The sequence below is a fragment of the Ruegeria sp. HKCCD4315 genome, assembly GCF_013112245.1.
Classification (GTDB): domain Bacteria; phylum Pseudomonadota; class Alphaproteobacteria; order Rhodobacterales; family Rhodobacteraceae; genus Ruegeria.
In genome coordinates this window covers 1,873,225-1,893,279 of sequence record NZ_WVRN01000001.1, presented here as the reverse complement: position 1 = coordinate 1,893,279, position 20,055 = coordinate 1,873,225, and the positions used below count along the sequence as shown (strand labels likewise).

The window sequence follows — 20,055 nt, the reverse complement described above, 5'->3', positions numbered from 1 at the left end:
CAAAATTCAACAGACCCCGAAAACGGGGCAAACACGCAACTAGGAGACTTGAAGATGAAAAAGCTACTCAGCGGGGCGGTTGCCGCCTTTAGCCTGACCGCCAGCGCAGCACTGGCCGCCGATGAGGTGACCTTGCAGCTCAAATGGGTCACGCAGGCGCAGTTCGCAGGCTACTATGTGGCGAAGGACAAGGGGTTTTATGAGGAAGAGGGTCTGGACGTGACCATCCTTCCGGGTGGTCCTGACATCGCGCCTACTCAGGTGATAGCCGGCGGTGGGGCCGATGTCACAGTCGAGTGGATGCCTGCCGCGCTGGCAGCGCGCGAAAAGGGCCTGCCACTGGTCAATATTGCCCAACCTTTCAAAAGCTCGGGGATGATGCTGACCTGTTGGAAAGATGCCGGGATTGCCTCGCCCGAGGACCTGAAGAACCGTACTCTGGGTGTTTGGTTCTTTGGCAATGAATTCCCGTTCATGAGCTGGATGAGCAGCTTGGGCATCGATACCGGCGGCAAAAGCGAGAACGGTGTCGAGGTCCTGAAACAGGGCTTCAACGTCGACCCGCTGCTACAGCGTCAGGCCGATTGCATCAGCACCATGACCTATAATGAATATTGGCAGGTGATTGACGCAGGCGTCAGCCCGGATGAGTTGGTGACGTTCAAATACGAAGATCAGGGCGTCGCGACACTGGAAGACGGCCTGTATGTTCTGGAAGAAAACCTGGGCGATGCAGCTTTTGTGGACAAGATGGAACGGTTTGTTCGCGCTTCGATGAAGGGTTGGAAATACGCCGAGGAAAACCCGGATGAAGCGGCCGATATTGTTTTGGAAAACGATGCCACCGGCGCGCAGACCGAAGAACATCAGCAGCGTATGATGGGTGAAATCGCGAAACTGACGGCCGGATCGAATGGCGCGCTGGACCCGGCGGATTTCGAACGCACCGTAAATACACTGCTGGCGGGCGGATCGGATCCGGTCATCACCAAACAGCCTGACGGTGCCTGGACGCATCAGATTACCGACGCAGCGCTTAACTAACGCAAGCCGTCAGTTCAAGGCTTTCAGCGCGGCCCCAATTGGGGCCGCGTTTCTCATTTCAGATGCCGGATTTGTGTCTGTACTCGATGGAAAAACAGAGTAGTATTTACCTGTAAATGAACGCATTTCATACGAAATGCAATCTTTCAGGAATAAAATGCAGGGATTTGCATCAGAATTCAGCTCAGCCATCGCTCTGATCTTTCAAGGAGACTCAGAACTTTGGGCAATTGTGCTTCTGTCCCTGAAAGTTTCCATGTTTGCGGTGCTGATTTCAGCGCTGATTGGTATGCCGGTTGGGGCTGCTTTAGCCGTGGCCCGGTTTCCCGGACGCCGGGTTCTGATCGTTTTGATGAATGCTCTGATGGGGTTTCCGCCGGTGGTCGTGGGGTTGCTGGTTTACCTTATGCTGTCGCGTTCAGGGCCTCTGGGCGTTCTGGAACTTCTGTATACACCAACTGCGATGATCATCGCTCAGGTGGTTCTGGTTACCCCGATCGTTGCGGCATTGACGCGGCAGGTGATCGAGATGCTGGCCGAAGAGTATTCCGAGCAGCTTCGATCCCTTGGTGTGTCACGGCTGGCATCCGTTCCGGTTTTACTGTGGGATGCGCGGTTGGCTTTGGTCACAGCTTTGCTGGCTGGGTTTGGACGCGCCATTGCCGAAGTGGGGGCGGTGATCATCGTCGGTGGCAACATCAATCATGTGACACGCGTGATGACAACAACCATCGCGCTGGAAACCTCGAAAGGAAATCTGGCGCTTGCGTTGGCGTTGGGCGCAATTCTGATCGGGATTGCCGTGGCCGTGAATGCAATGGTCAGCGCCGTAAGCCTGAGGGCCGAGCAGGAGGGGTTACGCCATGCGTGATGTCATCTGCGATATGGTGAACCGCATTGAGGTTGAAGACCTTCAAATCCGCAACAAGGGCCGTGCGTTGCTGGATGTGCCTTCATTGGTTCTGGATGGTCCGGGCCCAACCCTTATTCTTGGCCCAAACGGTGCGGGCAAAAGCCTTTTGCTGCGCTGCCTGCATGGTTTGATCGCACCTGACCACGGCCGTGTGGTGCAGGATGGACAGCCGCTGAGCGCTGCGCAAAAGGCGCGTCAGGCTATGGTATTCCAACACCCGGTTTTGCTGCGCCGCTCTGTGTCCGGCAATCTGGACTTTGTTCTAAAACGCCAGGGGCTGGGGCGGGCGGTCCGAAAGACCCGTATCGCTGAATTGCTGGTCGAAGGTGGGCTTGACGGCAAGGCGCGTCAGCCTGCGCGGTCGTTGTCGGGTGGCGAGGCACAAAGGCTTGCGGTCCTGCGTGCGCTGGCGTTGGAGCCCGACACGTTGTTTCTGGACGAGCCCACCAGCGCGCTTGATCCGGCTGCAACGCAGATGATCGAGCGGATGGTGCTGCGCGCCTCGGCGCGTGGGGTGCGGATCGTGATGGTGACGCATGACATCGGGCAGGCGCGACGGTTGGCATCGGATGTGGTCATGATGCAAGGCGGGCATGTGGTAGAGCATGGCGCTGCAAAACAGGTGTTGGACGCACCGGAAAGCGACGCATCGCGTCGCTATCTGGCAGGCGGGTTGGTTACTTAAAAAGAAAATCGGAGAAAATGATGTTCCGGGCAGTTATTCGGGCAGCAGCAGTGGCATTTGGCTTAACGGCGGGGGCGGTTTCGGCGGAAACACCGTTCATAGTGGTGCAATCGACGACCTCGACACAAAACTCTGGACTGCTGGAGCATATTTTACCGTGGTTCGAAGCCGAATCCGGCATAGACGTGCGTGTCGTCGCGGTGGGAACAGGTCAGGCTATTCGCAATGCGATCAACGGGGACGGTGACGTGCTGCTGGTCCATTCCAAGCCGGCGGAAGAGAAGTTTGTTGCCGATGGCTGGGGCGTTGAACGCAAAGACTTGATGTATAACGATTTTGTTCTGGTTGGCCCGAATTCTGATCCGGCCGGAATTCGTGGTGGTACGGATATTCTGGCTGCTCTGACTGAGATCGCAGAGGTTGAAGCGCCCTTCGTATCGCGTGGAGACGACAGTGGGACGCACAAGGCTGAGATGGGCCATTGGTCGGATGCTGGCGTTGATTCTACGGGCGCCTCGGGAACGTGGTATCGCGAAACCGGCTCGGGCATGGGCGCAACCTTAAGCGTGGCCAGCGGAATGGACGCCTATACGCTGACAGACCGGGCCACGTGGTTGTCCTTTGGGAACCGAGGCAATCTTGAAGTATTGGTCGAGGGCGATCCGCGCCTGTTCAATCAGTACGGTGTCATTCTTGTTAACCCTGAAAAGCACCAACATGTGCGGGAGGCATCCGGTCAACGCTTTATCGACTGGTTGACGGGTCCGGACGGGCAGGAGGCGATCGCGTCCTTCAGGCTAGAAGGACAGCAGGTGTTTTTTCCCAATGCCCAGTAAATTGGCCTGCGGCCAACCCTTGCGGGGCGAGTATTTTTGAAAAGATGAAGCGGTGGGCGGGGGATCAGCCGCTGACACCATTGTGGTGGATCGTACCGAGGCCCGACAGGTCATAACCGCCGAATTCTCGGGCCCGTTGTGTGAAATGATCCGAGCGTAGCAGTGTCATCAGCTTTTGCATTGGCGGATCGAAAAAAGATCTGCGCCAGATCGCCAGATCCAGCCGCTCGGAATGGGTGGGGACAAAGCCAAGGTTGTACAGCCCGGCCAAGGCACCCAGTCCAAAGCCAGCCTCGGCCTTTTGATCGTGCAGCGCTATGGCCAGTTCTTCTTCGGTGCGGGCGCAACCGTGGAAAACGTCCAAGTCTTCACGATTTAGCCCATGTACCTCAAGTTGCGCCTCAAACAGGCGCTGGCTGGCTGCACTGTCCTGACGCAGGATGACGCGTCTGGATCTGAGGTCTTGGAACGATTTGATGTCCGATATGCCCGGAGCAAGCAGTAATCCCCGTTCCCGTCGGGCGATTTCACAGAGAACGACCGGGGCTTCTCCCAAGGCGTCGCGCAGGGAATTGGTGTTGAACCCTCCGTCTTCGTGGATGTGCAATACCGCGGCCTGCGCAGTGCGGTCGCTCAGCCGCGTCAATCCATCGAAAGAGCCATCATAGTAGGTGGCAAGCCCTGATCCGCTTTCGCGCAGCGCCCAGTCCAGCAGCGGGTCGTGACTGCCAGCAACAATCGGGGGCAGGGGCGGTTCAGCCACCTGCGGACCGGACCGTGAGGCGTTGAGCCAGGCGATGATTTCGGTTCTTGGGAACAGCAGCTTGCCCATGGCGCGCACGCAGGGCACCTCGCCCGAAGAGGCAAGATCATAGGCTTTCCGCTCGCCAATGCGCAGCAGATCGGCCAGTTCTCGGGTGGTCAGGTATTGAGACATTCAGTCGAGGCGCACCGCTGGACCCGACGTGGTATCAGCAGCACTGAACCCGAACCGATCCAGTGTGGATGGGGCTGCGACTGTAATCACGACCATCGCGGCAACTGCGGCAAAAAAGGCTTTCATAGTCTCCTCCGGTTCAGTTCTGGTCGTCCGTCGCGCGGCGCAGGAAGGCGATCAGGTCGTCCCGATCCTGCTGTTCTGTAATTCGTTGCATCGGCATCTTCGACCCCGGAATGTAATGATCCGGCCCCTCATCGAAAAGGGCATTTATTGTCTGTTCATTCCAAACAATATCAGAGTCTTGCAGCGTATCCGAGTATAAATATCCGGGCAGGGTTCCGGCAGGTCGTCCAAAGATACCGTGCAGCGTCGGCCCAGCTCGGCGTTCGCTGTCGGGTGTCAGGCTGTGGCAGATCGAGCATTTGCGGGCGAATTGGCGCTCTCCGTTTTCCATTTCGTCGGGATCTTTTAGAAAACTGGGCTCGGAAGAGGCCATTTGCTGTTGATCCGACAGGTCACCCACGGGCCAGCTGTACATGGCCGCGTCTATGCCACCGGCGTGGATGTTCTGACCATCATCCGAGAATGACAGCGCCCAGACCGGTCCGCGCAGCGTTGCGCGAAAATCCTGCGTGATGCGCCATTCGGTAGTGTCGATCATCATGATATAGCCTTCACCGTCGCCGACGGCCAAAAGGCTTCGGTCCGGGCTGAGTGCAAGGGCCAGGATCGGGCGGCGACCCAGAGTGAAGTCGCGTTCTTCACCGGTTGTCAGATCGAGGATTCGCGTCACCCCGTCCACCGCACCATAGGCGATCCAGTTGTTCTGCGCATTAAAGATCAATTCGTTGATGCCAAAGCCGTGCTCAACCAGCCGGTCCGTTTCTTCGCCGGTTGCGACATCCCACACGCGTAAGGACCCATCGACGCCAGCGGAAAAAAGCTTTGATCCATCCGGTGAAAAAGTGACTGCATTTACGCCGCTGCCCGTAGGGCCGAACAGGTCGGGGGCGGTGCCATCAATGGGCCAAATACCGATTGTGCCGTCCCAACTGGCCGTCGCGACATGCGTTTTTGACGCGGCCACAGAAACGATCTTGCCTTTGTGCTGACCGACAATCTCTCCGCCCGGCCAACGACGCAGAGTAAAATCATCTCCGGCGGAATAGATGGCTGTACCGTTGAAAACGACCGCGTTCACGGCGGCTTCGTGTCCTTCTAGCCATTGGGGTGTCTGGTCCGACCATAGCCCGACAGAATTGTCGAAACTGGCTGTTGCGATCCGACCGTCTGGCGCGGTGGCAATTCCCATGATCGGCCCGCCATGGCCTTTGAGCGTGAAGAACTCCGCCCATGCGGGCAGTGGGGTCAACGCACAGGCAAGGATCAGCCAGCGCATCTATTCGGCGGGTGAGGCCGCTGCCTTGCCAGCCTCTTTTTCCTGCACCTCTTCCAGCCACAACGAGTGGTGTTCGCGCGCCCATTGTTCTTCGACTTCGCCCGAACCCATGGCGTCAAACGCGCCCTCCATCCCGACCGAGCCGAGGTAGATATGCGCGATAATGATGGCGATGAAGACATAAGCGACCATCACGTGCCAGATCTGGGCATATTGCATCTCTTCCTGAGGCGACATTTGCACGGGCAGGTTCAGACCAAGCGCTTGTGGAATGCCGGTGGCATTGGCAACCGAGAAGGTCTTGGCGAACATCGGCAATTCAAACGGAAACAACAGCGACAGACCGGACAGGCTGATCGAGACGCCCAGCAATATGCAGGCCCAGAAGATGATCTTTTGCCCTGCGTTGAATTTCTTGGCGGGTGGGTGGCTGTTTTTGCTGAACAAGCCTCCTCCGGCTGCCAGCCATTTCAGGTCGGTGCGGTTGGGGATGTTATGGGCAATCCAGTTCACCGTGATGATGATCAGCCCCAACATGAAGGCCCATGCCAGATTGTTGTGCAGCCATTTGCAGCCTTGCGCGATGGTTGCGAAACCTTCCTTGCCGAAGATCGGGATCAAGAAGTCGCGGCCATAGAGCGTTAGCAGGCCGGTGATCGCAAGCACGACGAATGATCCTGCAAACAGCCAATGACCGAAGCGTTCAAAACTGGTGAAGCGCAGGACGGTACGGCCGGTCTTTTCTCCGTCGATGCGAATCTTGCCTCGGATCAGGAAAAACAGAACGATGATGGCCAGCATTCCTGCGATGATGTAACCGCCATATTCGCGTAACGGCCCTGTGCGGAATTCCCACCACCACATGCCGCCATCTTGGATCAGTACACTGTCAGCAGGTCCGCGCGAGGATACGGTCACGTCGGCCGAGCCAAAGCGCAGCGCGCGGTACACGTCACTGTCCGAGGATACGCCGCTGGGTCCAAACTGGCCCAACAGACCTTCGACATTGCCCTGGCCAGTGTTTTCTGAGCGAAAACTGTTATCGACTTTCTCTCCACGCTGACGCGCGAGAATATCCTCAAGCGTGGTCGCACCACCGGTCGAGGCGCGCTCATTCGTGGTGGCGGGTGCCTCAGCCTCGTTGGTTTGCGCAACGGTGGCCTGTGCCAGCCCAATGGTGAACAGCAATGCGATGAGTAAGCGGAACATCTGAACCTCGGTCAAAATCCCTGATCAGGCGACCCACGGATGCGGGTCGCCTGTTTGGTTCATGGAAAAGCGGTCTTAGCCGTCTTTCTGGTCGTAGGCGGTGCCCCAACCCCACGCGCCCGAGCCGAACCCGCGCGCAACGACGCGCTCGCGGTAGATGGCCGAGACCACGTCGCCGTCACCGGCGAGCAGGGCCTTGGTGGAACACATCTCGGCGCAGATGGGCAATTTGCCCTCGGCGATCCGGTTGCGACCATATTTTGCGAACTCTGCGGTCGAGTGCGTTTCCTCGGGGCCACCGGCGCAGAAGGTACATTTGTCCATCTTGCCGCGCGATCCGAAGTTGCCTGCCTGCGGGTATTGCGGTGCGCCGAAGGGGCACGCGTAGAAGCAATAACCACAACCAATGCACAGGTCCTTGGAGTGCAGGACGACCCCTTCTTCGTTCTGATAGAAGCAGTCGACCGGGCACACCGCCATGCAGGGCGCATCCGAACAATGCATACAGGCCACCGAAATCGAGCGTTCGCCCGGGTCACCGTCATTGATCGTCACCACCCTGCGGCGGTTCACGCCCCACGGCACCTCGTGTTCGTTCTTACACGCGGTGACGCAGGCATTGCACTCGATGCAGCGTTCGGCGTCGCAGAGAAACTTTGCTCTTGCTGCCATGTTCTCTTCTCCTCCCTTACGCTGACCAGATTTTGCAGAGAGTCGCTTTGGTCTCTTGCATCTGGGTCACGGAATCATAGCCATAGGTCTGGGCGGTGTTGGTACTTTCACCCAGCACATAGGGATCGGCGCCTTTCGGGTATTTCTCCCTCAGGTCTTCACCCTGGAAATGGCCACCAAAGTGGAACGGCATGAAGGCCACGCCGGCACCGACCCTGTTGGTCAGCATCGCCATCACCTTGACCTTGCCACCCTCAGGACCTTCGACCCAGACCTGCGATCCGTCACGAATACCAAGGTTGTTGGCATCGCGCGGATTGATCTCTACGAACATGTCCTGTTGGAGCTCGGCCAGCCACGGGTTCGACCGTGTCTCATCCCCGCCGCCTTCATATTCGACCAGACGACCTGACGTGAGGATTATCGGGTAATCCTTTGAAAAGTCGTTCTTTTGGATCGAAGCATAAAGGGTAGGTAGGCGATATGCTTGCCGGTCTTCGTAGGTCGGATAGTCCTCCACCAGATCGCGCCGGTTGGTATAGAGCGGCTCGCGATGCAGTGGGATCGGATCCGGGAAGGTCCAGACAACCGCGCGGGCTTTGGCGTTCCCGAAGGGCGCGCAGCCATGCTCGATCGCGACCCGCTGGATACCGCCGGACAGGTCGGTTTTCCAGTTGGTCTCTGGTCCCGCAACGGCGTCGATAGCTGCGCGTTCCTCAGCCGTCAGATCACCGTCCCAGCCAAGGTCCATCAGCATTTGCATCGTGAATTCAGGGTATCCATCCTGAATTTCCGATCCGACGCTATAGACCCCTTCGGCCAGCAGGTTGTCGCCATCGCGTTCCACGCCAAAGCGCGCGCGGAAGGTCAGGCCACCTTCGGCCACCGGTTTGGACATGTCATAGAGGTTTGGTGTTCCCGTATGACCCATCTCCGGTGTTCCCCAGCAGGGCCAGGGCAGACCGTAGTATTCGCCATCGTTGGGTCCACCAATGGCTTGCAGCGTGGTTCTGTCGAACGTGTGCTGGTTGGCCATATGGCTTTTCAAACGCTCTGGCGACTGACCGGTATATCCGATGGTCCAGAGACCCGCGTTGAACTCACGTGTGATGCTTTCAACATTGGGGGTTTCCGGATCGTCCATCTCGATATTGCGGAACAATCGATCCGCCCAGCCGAACTTGTTGGCGAACTTGGCCATGATGACCTCGTCCGGCAGGCTTTCGAACAGCGGTTCTACCACCTTGTCGCGCCATTGCAGCGACCGGTTCGACGCCGTGACCGAGCCACGGGTTTCGAACTGTGTACAGGCGGGCAGCAGGTAGACGCCATCGGTGCGGTCATGCAGCACGGCCGAGACGGTGGGATACGGGTCGATCACGACCAGCATGTCCAGCTTCTCCATCGCCGTCTTCATTTCCGTCATCCGGGTCTGCGAGTTGGGCGCATGGCCCCACAGAACCATGGCACGGACATTATTGTCCTGATCCATGTTGGCCGGGTCTTCCAGAACACCATCAATCCAGCGAGAGACCGGGATGCCGCGTTCGTTCTGAAGCGGTTTATCCTTGCCTTCCTTGTCCTTGATCGTGGCGAACTGGCCTGCCAGCCATTCGGGATCTTCACCCCAGACACGGGCCCAGTGACCCCATGCACCCTTCGACAGGCCGTAATAGCCGGGCAGGGTGTGGGACAGAACACCAAGGTCCGTCGCGCCCTGCACGTTGTCATGGCCGCGGAAGATGTTGGTGCCGCCGCCCGAAGTGCCCATGTTGCCCAAGGCAAGCTGGAGCACGCAGTAAGCGCGGGTGTTGTTGTTGCCGTTGGTGTGCTGCGTACCACCCATACACCAGATCACAGTGCCGGGGCGGTTGTTGACCATGGTACGGGCAACACGCTTGAGCTGTGAGCCGGGAACACCGGTTACACGCTCGGTCTCTTCCGGGTTCCAGTTGGCAACTTCGGTGCGGATTTGGTCCATACCCCAGACACGGGTGCGGATGAACTCTTTGTCCTCCCAACCGTTGTCGAAGATGTGCCACAGGATACCCCAGATCAACGCAACGTCTGTGCCGGGACGGAACCGCACATATTCATCCGCATGCGCCGCGGTGCGCGTAAAGCGCGGGTCGCAGACGATCAGCGGAGCGTTGTTCTGCTCTTTCGCGCGCAGAACGTGCAGCAGCGAGACGGGATGCGCCTCGGCCGGGTTGCCGCCGATGATGAAGATGGCCCGTGAGTTGTGGATGTCATTGTACGAATTGGTCATGGCGCCGTAGCCCCATGTATTCGCAACACCCGCAACAGTGGTCGAGTGGCAGATACGGGCCTGGTGGTCCACATTGTTCGTGCCCCAGTAGGCGGCGAACTTGCGGAACAGATAGGCCTGTTCGTTATTGTGCTTGGCCGAGCCCAGCCAGTACACGCTGTCCGGCCCGGATTCCTGACGGATGCTCATCATGCCGTCGCCGATCTCGTTGATCGCCTCTTCCCAGCTGATGCGCTTCCACTCGCCGCCTTCCTTTTTCATCGGATACTTGAGGCGACGCTCGCCATGGGCATGCTCGCGGACCGAGGCCCCCTTGGCACAATGTGCACCCAGGTTGAACGGGCTGTCCCAGCCGGGTTCTTGCCCGACCCAGACACCGTTCTGAACTTCGGCGACGACCGTACAGCCGACCGAACAGTGGGTGCATACGGATTTGATGTTTTCAACGGCGGTGTTTGCCGCTGTTTGGGCGCTGGCAGGCGTCACGGTTCCACCCGTGGCGCTGATCGCGGCAAGGCCGCCGATCGTCAGGCCCGAGCCACGCAGGAATGCGCGGCGATCGACGGTTTTCTCGCCGACCTGGGACAGGATACTTGTCCGCTGGGGGCGTCTCGCAACCCCGTTGGTCTTTTTCCTAAGCATTTCTTTCCTCCCTTGCTGGCCATGAGGATCACGGCTGGCTTGGTAACTGCGAAACCGACGTCAGGGCCAATCGCAACCGTCAGTCGGGTAAGTGACATCGTCCGGCTGGTGCGCCGGGCGCAGTCGAGGCGGCTTAGAAGCGCGCGCTTTCCAGATAGGCGCGGGTATGCGCTGTATCTTGCATGCGGGTCTCGTCCGTCGGCAGCTCGGCTGCTTCGGCTTGACCGCTCAGGCTGGCGGCGGCGACGGCAGCAGGCGCTGCGGTTCCGGCCAGTTTCAGGAAGTCGCGGCGGGTTGCGCCTTCTTCCTTGGTCTTGCTCATGGGCTTCTCCTCTCCCATTTGCGATCTAGCGCCAATTCAGGCGCTGGCGAGTGGCGGGTTATGCCGCCGTCATTCGGAAGGCCTCGCGTTCGATTTCCATGAACACCCGACCGGCGGTGCCGACCGAGGCATAGAGAACCGACGCTTCGGCGGCTTCCAAATCCGAATAGAAATGTGCGGCCCAGGGGCCGATATGTTTGTTCCAGAACGTTTTCTGGTCTTCCAACGTCGCCGGCGATCCGAAACGGCCAACGATCATGCCCGCCATCATCTCCATCAGTGAGGCAACGTTGTCTTCGGGTTCAAAAACGTTCTGCGCACGGGTGATCCCGCGTACCGCCATGTCATTGCGCAATTGCGCCAATGGTTTTTCGTTCAGGAACCCGGTCAGATAAAAACTGGCGTAAGGCAGCAACTCACCACGTCCCAAGCCAATGAACAGCGCGTTGAACTCGCGCTCGGCAGCAGCAGGTTTGGTGACCTTGGCGACGCGTGCCATAGCCTGAATGGCTTGACCCAGATCGGTGTCATCTCCGCTTAGACCCGCCATCTGGTCCAAAAGCAACTGATCTGGCGGGCCAGCCAGAAGCAGGCCCAGAAAGTTGTAGAAATCCGCGCGCAGCCGATCCTCGGCTGAGATATCCATATTTTGCGCGTTGCTTGCGGTCATTCTTTATCCTTCGAATTCAAATCTCATGCGGCGCGGGGCCGGGGGCATTTCGATTTCGTCCTCAACCTCGGTTTCTGCTTCTGTCTCTGCCAGGACCGCCTCTTGAACAGGGGGAGTATCACTCGGGGGCTCTGCATTTGTCACCGGATCAGGTGTAGGCTCATCTTCAAGGGCGAACTCATCCTCAGGAGGGTCTTCAGCCGCCGCCAGGGCTTCGACATGGGCCAGCATACCCTTGCCAACCTGATACGCTGTTTGGAGGTTCTCAATCACACAGGCCGCGTCTGTGTAGTCCTCACCATAGTCGACCAGCCCGTCGACGTTGGCCAAAACGGGGTTCAGTCGCCACAAGCGCCGCAAGGCACGGCGGCGCAGCCGGTCGGGTACAGCTTTGGCCATAAAACCCGATACATCATCTCCGGGCTGCAATGTCTCCGGGTCCGGCAGATCAAACTCGGCCAATAGCTCAGCATCGCTTTTTTCCTCAAGTTCAGCGTGCTGTGCAGCGATCGCCTGTTCTTCAGCCGCAACAACCTCAGCCTCGGCTTCAGCCTTCACGGCTGCCTTGCGTCGGGACCAGAAGTCGCGGACCTGGGTCATTGCACAACCCTCCGCGGCGCGCGGTAGACATCCGAGGTTTGCCTGATCCGTGGGTCGCCTTTGCCGTCCTCTACCAGATCGGTACGCTTTTTGTCCCGCCGACGCTTGATGAACACCTCGTCTTTATGATGCTGAAGGGTGAAATCCCGCACCCAGGCAATCAAGCCTTCGGTCATGGGGATTTTCTCGACAATTTCCTCGCCGGTGTCCGCATAGTCCTGCCCTTCAAACGGTGAGGCAGTGATGAGAACCGCGTTCAACGGAACGTCGCCCTGCAATTCGTCGCGCAACACCAGATAGAGAGAAGGCAGGCCGTCTGACAGATTGACCATGTAGGCTTCGGTCTCATCCGCCCAAAGTGTCAGGGGCAGGGTGGCTGCGTGGTATTCAACCGCATCGCCCTCACGACGCAATTCCTGCCAATCAGCGGGGCCGGCGCCGGGCAATACGGCGACTGCACGCCAGTTCCAACGGGCCCAACGCGTGACCCCGGGCGTTTTGCGTACGATGACGCCAACCGGCATTTCGATCTGGCTTGCGGCCTTGGCCACTGGCTCCTCCCCGAAAGGCTCTCCCCTGCCTTTGCATGAACACTATGGTACACATTTCGCGCTTGTGCCAAGCCTGCGCTTTAGTACTTTGGTCGTAGGTTTGGGTCGCAACTGCGTGATTGAGGTCAAAAACACTTTTGTTTCCTTAGATTTTAGGTCCGAATGCAGGCTGGCAAACGGTTCGCGACAGGGGGTTGAAGTTGCCGGGCCCTGCGTACAGCCTAAGCTTCATGGGATCAGGAGAGCGTCCTGCGGGAGGGAAAATGGGCACCAAAATACTGCTATGCGATTGCGCTGGAACTCAGGTTTTGGATCCCGACAGGATCGAAAGCGCCTGTGGCGTCAGCTGTTCCAATGTGCACACGGCGCTGTGCACAACCCAACTGCAATCCGCGGTCGAGCTGATGCAGGAGGGAGCAACCACAATTGCCTGCCTGCAGGAACAAGAGGTGTTCCAGTCTCTGGCAGAAGATCTGAATATTGAAATGCCCGGCTTCTTTGATTTGCGCGACCGTGCGGGTTGGTCCGATCAGGGTGCAGATGCAACGCCTAAAATGGCGGCGCTGGCGGCTGAGGCGCAGTTACCGCAACCCGTGACGCCCAGCGTGGATGTCATAAGCGAGGGAACCTGTTTCATCATTGGTCCTGGCGCTGTGAGTTTTGATGTTGCTGAGAGGTTGGCCGGAACCTTGGCAGTGACCGTTCTGGCGACCGATCAGGCAGAGCCAATCTCGCGCGCGTTTGACGTGATACGTGGGCAGGTGAAATCAGTGTCTGGGGCGTTGGGCGGGTTTTCACTTCGTCTGGACGCATTGCAACAGGTTCTACCGGGTGGGCGCGGTGCCTTCGCATGGACTGACCCGAAAGACGGGGCGCAATCCACATGTGACATTATCCTGGACCTTGCAGGTGGCACGCCGTTTGTACAGGCCCCGACCAAGCGTGAAGGGTATCTGCGCGCTGATCCAAAAGACGCGGTGGCTGTCGAACGTTTGGCTTTTGAGGCCGCACAGCTTGTTGGGACATTCGAAAAACCCTTGTACGTGCGGTTGGAAGAAACCCTCTGCGCCCATTCACGGGCGGAACAGGTGGGCTGTTCAAACTGTCTGGATGTCTGCCCGACCGGCGCAATAACCCCAGCGGGTGAACATGTGAGCATCGACCCGATGGTGTGTGCCGGTTGTGGCGCATGCGCCGCCTTGTGCCCTTCAACTGCGATTACCTACGAGGACCCGACCGTGTCGGCACTGCTGTCTCGGATGCACATCCTGGCACGAACCTATCGCCGATCGGGTGGGGTCGCGCCCCGATTGCTTGTCCATGACGCGCATGGCGCCGAGATGATCCGACTGGCAGCGCGTTTTGGTCGCGGTTTACCTTCGGACGTTATCCCGCTGGAACTAAATGTAATATCAGGTTTCGGTCACGCCGAGATGTTGGCTGCTTTGGCGCATGGATTTGCCCGGGTCGACGTGTTGCTTGCACCCACGACGGAACGTGACGCGCTGGATCGTGAGGTAGCGTTGGCACAAGCGATTGCCGGATCAAATGTTATTGGGCTAATTGATGAGGCTGATCCGGATGTCATGGCTGATATGCTCTATGGTCAAGACGAGCCGCTGCCGCTGGCCGATCCTGTTCTTCCGCTGGGCAACCGGCGGCAGATCACACGATTGGCCGCGCAGGCGCTAAATCCGCAGGCCGAGGCTCCACTGGCTCTGCCCGAAAACGCGCCTTACGGGGCGGTGGCGGTGAACACCGACAGTTGCACCCTGTGCCTCAGCTGTGTGTCACTGTGCCCGTCGGGGGCTTTGATCGACAACCCGGACAAACCGCAACTCAACTTCCAGCAGGATGCCTGCCTGCAATGCGGAATGTGCAAGACGATCTGCCCAGAAGACGCGATTACTCTGGTACCGCAACTGGATCTGAGCGATGCTGCGCTGTCTCAACAGGTGCTCAACGAAGAAGAACCCTTTGCCTGTGTCGAATGCGGCGCATTGTTTGGGGTGAAATCTACGGTCGAGCGGATCATGGAGAAGCTTTCCGGCACGCATCCGATGTTTGCCAACTCGGATCAGGCGCGGATGATCCAGATGTGTGACAATTGCCGGGTGAAAGTGCAGTTCGAACAGCAGGATAACCCGTTCCAGTCAAAGCCCAAGCCGCGGGTTGTCACGACCGACGACTATTATTCGGACAGAAAGGATCATTGAAGCTGCAGCGGAGCCCCCAAATCTGCGGCTTTCATCCGCGACACAAAGGCGAGTATTGCGTCCAGATCGCCCAAGGTCATTTCAACAGGATGAATCGGAGAGGGGCGCTCGGGGTCAAAAGGCGGCGTCAGCCCGTCGATCTGTGTAAATGCGGGGTGGGGGTTGAGCGCAAAAAACGCCTCGAACCGTTCGGACCAATCCGGCATGGCGCGCAAGACGGCAAAGGAAGGGGTCGAACCCAGCCCGTTCATTCGGTTCTTGGGCCCGATCACATGACACCGTCCGCAATGGGTCATCGACAGTTCTTCGCCCAGCACGGTGTCGCCGTCGACAGCCTCGTCTGCCTGAACGACATTCAGATCGAAGCTGACGGTGAAGGCTCCTCCCTGAGAAGGTGTAAAACTCTCGACGGTGCGTTTGCCGATATCCGAGAGCAGCCAGTCGCGAAATCGGGCCTGACGCTTTTCGTCTTCAATGCTCAGGTGATACACCACCCCCTCACGGGCAAAGACAGGATCACCGGGCGGCGCGGAATTAAGCACCATAACACCCGCATCGTCCGCAATAACGCGTATCCCGGTCTTGAGAGAGAAGCGAGGAAGAATATGTTGCAACAGACCCGAGTCTTTCACCTCGGCCGGGGCCGCAAGGCCAATCGCCTCCTGAGACAAGGAGGGGGTGGCAGAGAACGTCAGGCTCAGGCACAAGAGGACAAAGCGCATGGCTCAGCCTAACGGGGCAGGGCGCGGTGCGTCAAATAAACTGAAAGAGACGGAGACACATGCAATGAGCGGCGACCAGACAATGGTGATGCGCACGCCCCTGTCAGCAGGGCACATCGAAGGAAACAAGGCATGAGTGTTCGTGACGCGGTTCTGGCGAACCTGAAAAAGATCACCGACCCGGTATCCGGGCAGGATATTGTGAGCGCGGGCATCGTGCGTGCGCTGAACGTTGAAGGCGACACAGTACGCTTTGTGCTTGAGATCGACCCAAAGCACGCGGAAAAGATGGAGCCCGTGCGCGCGACGGCCGAAAAAGCCGCGCAGATGGTTGACGGTGTGGCCAATGTGTCGGCGATGATGACCGCGCATTCCGATAAAGCGCCGCCGGATCTGAAACCGAAACCCAAACCGTCTCAGACCGGGCCGCAGGCCGTTCCCGGTGTAGACAGGATCATTGCCGTTGCTTCGGGCAAAGGCGGCGTCGGCAAGTCTACTGTCTCGGCTAACCTCGCCTGTGCGTTGGCGGCTGAAGGACGGCGCGTAGGTCTGCTGGACGCGGATGTCTACGGTCCCTCTCAGCCCCGGATGCTGGGTGTATCCGGTCGCCCGGCCAGCCCTGATGGCAAGACCATCCTGCCTTTGCGCAATCACGGCGTGACCATGATGTCCATGGGGCTGATGACCAACGAAGGTCAGGCTGTAGTCTGGCGTGGACCCATGTTGATGGGTGCGCTGCAACAGATGATGGGGCAGGTGCAGTGGGGCGCGTTGGACGTTCTGATCGTCGACCTTCCGCCCGGCACCGGGGATGTGCAGTTGACGCTGAGCCAGAAGTTCCAGGTGGACGGTGCCATCGTGGTTTCAACCCCGCAGGACGTGGCCTTAATCGACGCCCGCAAGGGGATCGATATGTTCAATCAGCTCAAAACTCCAATCGTGGGCATGATCGAAAACATGTCGACCCATATCTGCTCCAACTGCGGGCACGAAGAACATGTGTTTGGTCATGGCGGTGTCGCGTCCGAGGCGGAATCGCTGGGTGTACCGCTGCTGGGTGAAATCCCACTGCATCTGGACATCCGCGTGGCCGCTGACGGAGGTGCGCCTATCGTGGTCAGCAAACCCGATAGTCCGCAGGCCGAGTCGTTCCGCAAGATCGCACGCGACCTGATCTCAAACGGTTTCGCATGACCCTTCCGGTCTTCCCTCCTTTATTAACGGGTCACCCGGTTCAGGGTGGGGAAGACCCGTTCGACCGTGCGCAGGCTATGGCCGCGCTGGGGTGCGATGCGGGAACCGTCGTTTACAACATTCAGGCCGACCGCCTGCGTGTTGCCATCGTCTTTGCGCCTGAAGTGCCGCTTCAGGACGCAATGGCGATGTTGCCGCTGTGTGCTGTGGGATTTCAGAATGCGCTAGGCGCTCTGGCTCCGCCAGAGGTTGCTGTGCATCTGGGCTGGGATGGATTGATTTGTGTGAACGGTGCAAAATGCGGGATGTTCCGGGTTGCTGCGTCGAGTACATCGCCCGATCAGGAACCTGACTGGCTAATTGTTGGATGGGAATTGGCGCTGTTGCAAACCAGCGAGGCCCCAGGCGCAACACCGGATGTTACCGCGCTTTATGAAGAGGGGTGTGCGGATGTTTCCGCAACCCAGTTGGTAGAAAGCTGGTCGCGTCATACGTTGACTTGGCTGAACCGCTGGCAGGAAGATGGCAACGCACCGCTGCATGCCGAATGGATGGGCTTGCTGCGTGGTGTCGGTGATCCACTTGACGGTGGCGGAGTTTTTCTGGGCACTGACGAGCGGTTTGGAATGCTGATCCGGGACGGCTCTGATACACGCCTGCGTCCCCTGACCGACGTTTTGGAGAACGGATGATGAAACTGGCCCGCGCAATCCATTTCGACGAAAGCGATATGAACGTGTTTCATTCTCCGGCGCGAACCGGGGAGTGGTGTGTGTCTGGCGGGTTCGAGTTTTCGAACTGGAGCGACGCCGATCTTGAGGGCAAGGCACGGCAAGCTTTCGCAAATGGCTGGTTGGGTCTGGAAACCTTTGGTCGTGTGACGTTTGTAGCGGTGACGCAGATCGAACCGGCAGAGAAAGATCAGATCACGCGCAATTTGGCCGAACATTTTGTGCAATTCTATGGCGCGCCTTCGGTCGAGGCGGCAATGGGCGTCGCACAATCCGAAGTCGATCACATGTCTGACCTGTGCGAAGACCATGCCGCCAATACGCTACTGACCGTGGCCCGTGAGTTGAGTGAGGCGGGCGTGCACGAAAGCTATCGTGTCATTACGCCCCAGGATGCTCAGCTTGAGGCGCTGGCCGTGCATGGATCGCTGGATGACTAGATCAGGTCGACAAATCCGCCGAACTGGCCGCGTTTGAAGATCAAGCCTTTGCCGGTGCGGTACATCACCTGTTCCACTTGACCGACAATAATCAGGTGATCACCAGCGTCGTGCCGTGCGTGCAGACGACAATCGAACCGCGCCAGACATTGGTTCAATTGCGGGCGACCGGTCTCGTCCTCGGTCCAATCTGCATGAGAGAAATCCGTACCGTCACGCGCAAATCGCAGCGCCTGCTCTTGTTGATCCTGTGCCATCACATGAATCGAATAGTGTTCGCAGCCGCTGAAAGCGTCGAAACGGAACGATTCCTTAGCCAGACACCACAATACCAGTGGCGGGTCCAATGAGACCGAGGCAAAAGAATTCACGGTGATCGCGCGCGGTCCACCTTCGGTTTGCGTGGTGATCACGGTGACGCCGGTGCCAAAGCATCCCAATGCCTCGCGAAAGGCAGGACTTTGATCCGGGGTTGGTGTGAAGGTCTTTTCCGTCATTACGCGCGTCTTCCTTGGCCGCGCATCAGGTGCCACGCGTGGCTCGGTTTGTCTATGAAAAGCTGACTGTTGCTTGCAATTTAAACTGTCAGTTCAGGTCTTCCAGCAAACGCCCGTGTTTTCGGGTTTCCATTATGACTTCGCCAAAGGTGGTAAAACCACGCGCCTGTAGGATCGGCAACATCTTGATCAGCGCTTCTGCCGTGGCAACCGCATCGCCGAGCGCCGTATGGCGCAGCGCCTCGGGGATCGTGATTTCCAGCCGTTCGCACAGCGCGTCCAGCGTATGCGTGTCGCTGGCTCCGAACAGAACGGCAGACAGCAAAACGGTGTCGAGGATCGGGTGATCCCACTCGACTTCCATGCGCTGAGCGTGACGACGCAGGAACGCCATGTCGAAGGGCGCGTTATGCGCCACGATCACGGCATCGCGTGCAAATTGGTGAAATACGCGTCCGGCCTCGGTGATGTCGGGTGCTCCCTGAACCATACGGTCACTGACCTTGTGCACTTTGGTCGACGCAGGTGGTATCGGAATGCCCGGATCCACCAGCATGTCCAGATGCTCGCCCTGAACGATCCTGCCGTTAAGTACGCGCACCGCGCCGATCTGTACGATTTCATCTTTGTGCGGCAACAGCCCGGTTGTTTCCGTATCGAAGACCACGAAACACAGGTCGGACAAGGTGCGATTCTCGAACGCGTCGTCGCCCGGTGTGTCGAGAAGTTCGAAATCGTAAACCAGCGGGCGTGCTTCGTCCGGGGAAATCTGGGCGGCGCTGTCTTCGAAGACCAACATATAACCGGGCGCGTCCCCAAGCGGTTTCATCCGGGCGGAATAGGTCTGTCGGCCATCCACACTGGATAGGGTGCAATAAACGTCCTTGCCGGTTTTGCAAAGTTTGGCATAGGCGTCCGTGAGGCCCGTGGTTTCGAGGTATTCAAAAAGTGACGCATTCAGGCGGGGATGTGCGATCTGGGCCAACACCTCGGCGGCCTGACCGTCGTACAACACGATCTGATGCTTGGGGCTGGCCAGCAGCATGGCGACCGGGATTTCCGTCAACAGAGCGGTGAGGCGTTGTTTTTCAGCCGCCAAATGAGCGGTTTCTGTAGCCACAGCTTCGGCAGTCCGCATCGCATTTGACGCCACCTGTTCCGCCAGCCCGGCTGCAGCCGGGGCTAGATCGCCGAGATAACGCGCCGCTTGCATGTCCAGATCCGTGCTGACCCCGGCATGTGCGCGTGCGCGCAATTGGGCCGAAAGGCGTTCGATTGGCTTGGCAACATTGTCGTCAAACAACAGCCATACGCCGGCAATCAGAGCCAGCAAGCCGAACGTGATCAGGATTTCGGCAAAAATGAAAGCGTCCAGAAGTTCGGGGTTCTCGGCGCGGGCATAGGTGATCCAAAGGGCGATTGCGCTGATCGCAATTCCCCCCAACGCCAGCAAACAGAAGAACAGAAAAATCCTGAGCCTCAGGCTCAATTTGGTGAGCATGA

Annotated in this window: 22 protein-coding genes; 9 read left to right on the top strand and 13 right to left on the bottom strand. The window is 58.5% G+C overall.

What is annotated here, in order from left to right:
* Positions 1–54: 54 nt before the first annotated feature.
* The 4 genes from GS646_RS09475 (at position 55) to GS646_RS09460 (ending at position 3,478) form a co-directional block, all read left to right on the top strand.
* Positions 55–1,044: an ABC transporter substrate-binding protein gene (locus GS646_RS09475; RefSeq protein ID WP_171182799.1), complete on the top strand. Its 990-nt coding sequence runs from the start codon at positions 55–57 to the stop codon at positions 1,042–1,044.
* 157 nt (positions 1,045–1,201) lie between these two features.
* Positions 1,202–1,915, top strand: coding sequence for an ABC transporter permease (locus tag GS646_RS09470; protein WP_171182801.1), 714 nt, complete (start codon positions 1,202–1,204; stop codon positions 1,913–1,915).
* Positions 1,908–2,642 (top strand): ATP-binding cassette domain-containing protein, encoded by a 735-nt coding sequence (locus tag GS646_RS09465; RefSeq protein WP_171089498.1) that lies wholly within the window; start codon positions 1,908–1,910, stop codon positions 2,640–2,642. Before GS646_RS09470 ends, GS646_RS09465 begins: the two co-directional genes overlap by 8 nt.
* Before the next feature lie 20 nt (positions 2,643–2,662).
* Positions 2,663–3,478, top strand: coding sequence for a substrate-binding domain-containing protein (locus GS646_RS09460; protein WP_171646835.1), 816 nt, complete (start codon positions 2,663–2,665; stop codon positions 3,476–3,478).
* A 64-nt stretch (positions 3,479–3,542) separates the two neighbouring features.
* Here GS646_RS09460 and GS646_RS09455 read toward each other — a convergent pair whose 3' ends face one another.
* The 10 genes from GS646_RS09455 to GS646_RS09415 all read right to left on the bottom strand — a co-directional run bounded on the left by GS646_RS09455 (position 3,543) and on the right by GS646_RS09415 (position 12,752).
* Positions 3,543–4,415, bottom strand: coding sequence for a helix-turn-helix transcriptional regulator (locus GS646_RS09455; RefSeq protein WP_171182805.1), 873 nt, complete (start codon positions 4,413–4,415; stop codon positions 3,543–3,545).
* Positions 4,416–4,541: a hypothetical protein gene (locus GS646_RS23120; protein WP_256367925.1), complete on the bottom strand. Its 126-nt coding sequence runs from the start codon at positions 4,539–4,541 to the stop codon at positions 4,416–4,418.
* Positions 4,542–4,554: 13 nt separating this feature from the next.
* Complete coding sequence (locus GS646_RS09450; protein WP_171182807.1) at positions 4,555–5,817, bottom strand: c-type cytochrome; 1,263 nt, start codon at positions 5,815–5,817, stop codon at positions 4,555–4,557.
* Complete coding sequence (locus tag GS646_RS09445) at positions 5,818–7,026, bottom strand: formate dehydrogenase subunit gamma (RefSeq protein WP_171182810.1); 1,209 nt, start codon at positions 7,024–7,026, stop codon at positions 5,818–5,820.
* 75 nt (positions 7,027–7,101) lie between these two features.
* Positions 7,102–7,698: a formate dehydrogenase FDH3 subunit beta gene (gene fdh3B, locus GS646_RS09440; RefSeq protein WP_039530246.1), complete on the bottom strand. Its 597-nt coding sequence runs from the start codon at positions 7,696–7,698 to the stop codon at positions 7,102–7,104.
* A gap of 16 nt (positions 7,699–7,714) precedes the next feature.
* Entirely contained in the window at positions 7,715–10,609 is a 2,895-nt protein-coding gene (locus tag GS646_RS09435; protein WP_171646837.1) for a formate dehydrogenase subunit alpha, read from the bottom strand.
* Between the two features lie 133 nt (positions 10,610–10,742).
* Positions 10,743–10,931, bottom strand: coding sequence for a ubiquinol-cytochrome c reductase iron-sulfur subunit N-terminal domain-containing protein (locus tag GS646_RS09430; protein WP_170376587.1), 189 nt, complete (start codon positions 10,929–10,931; stop codon positions 10,743–10,745).
* 58 nt (positions 10,932–10,989) lie between these two features.
* Positions 10,990–11,601: a molecular chaperone gene (locus tag GS646_RS09425; protein WP_171182814.1), complete on the bottom strand. Its 612-nt coding sequence runs from the start codon at positions 11,599–11,601 to the stop codon at positions 10,990–10,992.
* Between the two features lie 3 nt (positions 11,602–11,604).
* Entirely contained in the window at positions 11,605–12,201 is a 597-nt protein-coding gene (locus GS646_RS09420) for a DUF3306 domain-containing protein (protein ID WP_171182816.1), read from the bottom strand.
* Positions 12,198–12,752, bottom strand: coding sequence for a DUF3305 domain-containing protein (locus GS646_RS09415; RefSeq protein ID WP_171089515.1), 555 nt, complete (start codon positions 12,750–12,752; stop codon positions 12,198–12,200). Before GS646_RS09415 ends, GS646_RS09420 begins: the two co-directional genes overlap by 4 nt.
* Positions 12,753–13,015: 263 nt before the next feature.
* On the opposite strand from GS646_RS09415, the gene GS646_RS09410 reads away from it, so the two are divergent.
* Complete coding sequence (locus tag GS646_RS09410; RefSeq protein ID WP_171182818.1) at positions 13,016–14,968, top strand: 4Fe-4S binding protein; 1,953 nt, start codon at positions 13,016–13,018, stop codon at positions 14,966–14,968.
* Here GS646_RS09410 and GS646_RS09405 read toward each other — a convergent pair.
* Positions 14,962–15,690, bottom strand: a complete 729-nt coding sequence (locus GS646_RS09405; protein WP_171089519.1) for a hypothetical protein — start codon at positions 15,688–15,690, stop codon at positions 14,962–14,964. The two genes, GS646_RS09410 and GS646_RS09405, sit on opposite strands and share 7 nt — an antisense overlap.
* Between GS646_RS09405 and GS646_RS09400 the strand changes: the two genes are divergently transcribed.
* Genes GS646_RS09400 through GS646_RS09385 form a run of 4 tightly spaced genes read left to right on the top strand, consistent with a single transcriptional unit; the run spans position 15,689 to position 18,055 of the window.
* Positions 15,689–15,826, top strand: coding sequence for a hypothetical protein (locus GS646_RS09400; RefSeq protein ID WP_171182819.1), 138 nt, complete (start codon positions 15,689–15,691; stop codon positions 15,824–15,826). The genes GS646_RS09405 and GS646_RS09400 overlap by 2 nt on opposite strands.
* The gene (locus GS646_RS09395) at positions 15,823–16,884 is read left to right on the top strand and encodes an Mrp/NBP35 family ATP-binding protein (protein ID WP_171089523.1); all 1,062 of its coding nucleotides are present in this window, start codon (positions 15,823–15,825) and stop codon (positions 16,882–16,884) included. Before GS646_RS09400 ends, GS646_RS09395 begins: the two co-directional genes overlap by 4 nt.
* Positions 16,881–17,576 carry a biotin/lipoate--protein ligase family protein gene (locus tag GS646_RS09390; RefSeq protein WP_171646839.1) on the top strand — a complete coding sequence of 232 codons (696 nt, stop codon included), beginning with the start codon at positions 16,881–16,883 and terminating at the stop codon, positions 17,574–17,576. Before GS646_RS09395 ends, GS646_RS09390 begins: the two co-directional genes overlap by 4 nt.
* Entirely contained in the window at positions 17,576–18,055 is a 480-nt protein-coding gene (locus GS646_RS09385) for a DUF6505 family protein (RefSeq protein ID WP_171646841.1), read from the top strand. Before GS646_RS09390 ends, GS646_RS09385 begins: the two co-directional genes overlap by 1 nt.
* Here the strand turns inward: GS646_RS09385 and GS646_RS09380 are convergent.
* Positions 18,052–18,552, bottom strand: a complete 501-nt coding sequence (locus tag GS646_RS09380; protein WP_171646843.1) for a flavin reductase family protein — start codon at positions 18,550–18,552, stop codon at positions 18,052–18,054. The genes GS646_RS09385 and GS646_RS09380 overlap by 4 nt on opposite strands.
* A gap of 88 nt (positions 18,553–18,640) precedes the next feature.
* Positions 18,641–20,053, bottom strand: a complete 1,413-nt coding sequence (locus GS646_RS09375; protein ID WP_171646845.1) for a 3'-5' exonuclease — start codon at positions 20,051–20,053, stop codon at positions 18,641–18,643.
* Between the last annotated feature and the right edge of the window lie 2 nt (positions 20,054–20,055).

What these genes read in the sequence shown, in the direction of transcription:
- GS646_RS09475 (WP_171182799.1), top strand. Translation starts at nt 55, where the DNA reads ATGAAAAAGCTACTCAGCGGGGCGGTTGCCGCCTTTAGCCTGACCGCC.
- GS646_RS09470 (WP_171182801.1), top strand. Translation starts at nt 1,202, where the DNA reads ATGCAGGGATTTGCATCAGAATTCAGCTCAGCCATCGCTCTGATCTTT.
- GS646_RS09465 (WP_171089498.1), top strand. Translation starts at nt 1,908, where the DNA reads ATGCGTGATGTCATCTGCGATATGGTGAACCGCATTGAGGTTGAAGAC.
- GS646_RS09460 (WP_171646835.1), top strand. Translation starts at nt 2,663, where the DNA reads ATGTTCCGGGCAGTTATTCGGGCAGCAGCAGTGGCATTTGGCTTAACG.
- GS646_RS09455 (WP_171182805.1), bottom strand. Translation starts at nt 4,415, where the DNA reads ATGTCTCAATACCTGACCACCCGAGAACTGGCCGATCTGCTGCGCATT.
- GS646_RS23120 (WP_256367925.1), bottom strand. Translation starts at nt 4,541, where the DNA reads ATGAAAGCCTTTTTTGCCGCAGTTGCCGCGATGGTCGTGATTACAGTC.
- GS646_RS09450 (WP_171182807.1), bottom strand. Translation starts at nt 5,817, where the DNA reads ATGCGCTGGCTGATCCTTGCCTGTGCGTTGACCCCACTGCCCGCATGG.
- GS646_RS09445 (WP_171182810.1), bottom strand. Translation starts at nt 7,026, where the DNA reads ATGTTCCGCTTACTCATCGCATTGCTGTTCACCATTGGGCTGGCACAG.
- fdh3B (WP_039530246.1), bottom strand. Translation starts at nt 7,698, where the DNA reads ATGGCAGCAAGAGCAAAGTTTCTCTGCGACGCCGAACGCTGCATCGAG.
- GS646_RS09435 (WP_171646837.1), bottom strand. Translation starts at nt 10,609, where the DNA reads ATGCTTAGGAAAAAGACCAACGGGGTTGCGAGACGCCCCCAGCGGACA.
- GS646_RS09430 (WP_170376587.1), bottom strand. Translation starts at nt 10,931, where the DNA reads ATGAGCAAGACCAAGGAAGAAGGCGCAACCCGCCGCGACTTCCTGAAA.
- GS646_RS09425 (WP_171182814.1), bottom strand. Translation starts at nt 11,601, where the DNA reads ATGACCGCAAGCAACGCGCAAAATATGGATATCTCAGCCGAGGATCGG.
- GS646_RS09420 (WP_171182816.1), bottom strand. Translation starts at nt 12,201, where the DNA reads ATGACCCAGGTCCGCGACTTCTGGTCCCGACGCAAGGCAGCCGTGAAG.
- GS646_RS09410 (WP_171182818.1), top strand. Translation starts at nt 13,016, where the DNA reads ATGGGCACCAAAATACTGCTATGCGATTGCGCTGGAACTCAGGTTTTG.
- GS646_RS09400 (WP_171182819.1), top strand. Translation starts at nt 15,689, where the DNA reads ATGGCTCAGCCTAACGGGGCAGGGCGCGGTGCGTCAAATAAACTGAAA.
- GS646_RS09405 (WP_171089519.1), bottom strand. Translation starts at nt 15,690, where the DNA reads ATGCGCTTTGTCCTCTTGTGCCTGAGCCTGACGTTCTCTGCCACCCCC.
- GS646_RS09395 (WP_171089523.1), top strand. Translation starts at nt 15,823, where the DNA reads ATGAGTGTTCGTGACGCGGTTCTGGCGAACCTGAAAAAGATCACCGAC.
- GS646_RS09390 (WP_171646839.1), top strand. Translation starts at nt 16,881, where the DNA reads ATGACCCTTCCGGTCTTCCCTCCTTTATTAACGGGTCACCCGGTTCAG.
- GS646_RS09385 (WP_171646841.1), top strand. Translation starts at nt 17,576, where the DNA reads ATGAAACTGGCCCGCGCAATCCATTTCGACGAAAGCGATATGAACGTG.
- GS646_RS09380 (WP_171646843.1), bottom strand. Translation starts at nt 18,552, where the DNA reads ATGACGGAAAAGACCTTCACACCAACCCCGGATCAAAGTCCTGCCTTT.
- GS646_RS09375 (WP_171646845.1), bottom strand. Translation starts at nt 20,053, where the DNA reads ATGCTCACCAAATTGAGCCTGAGGCTCAGGATTTTTCTGTTCTTCTGT.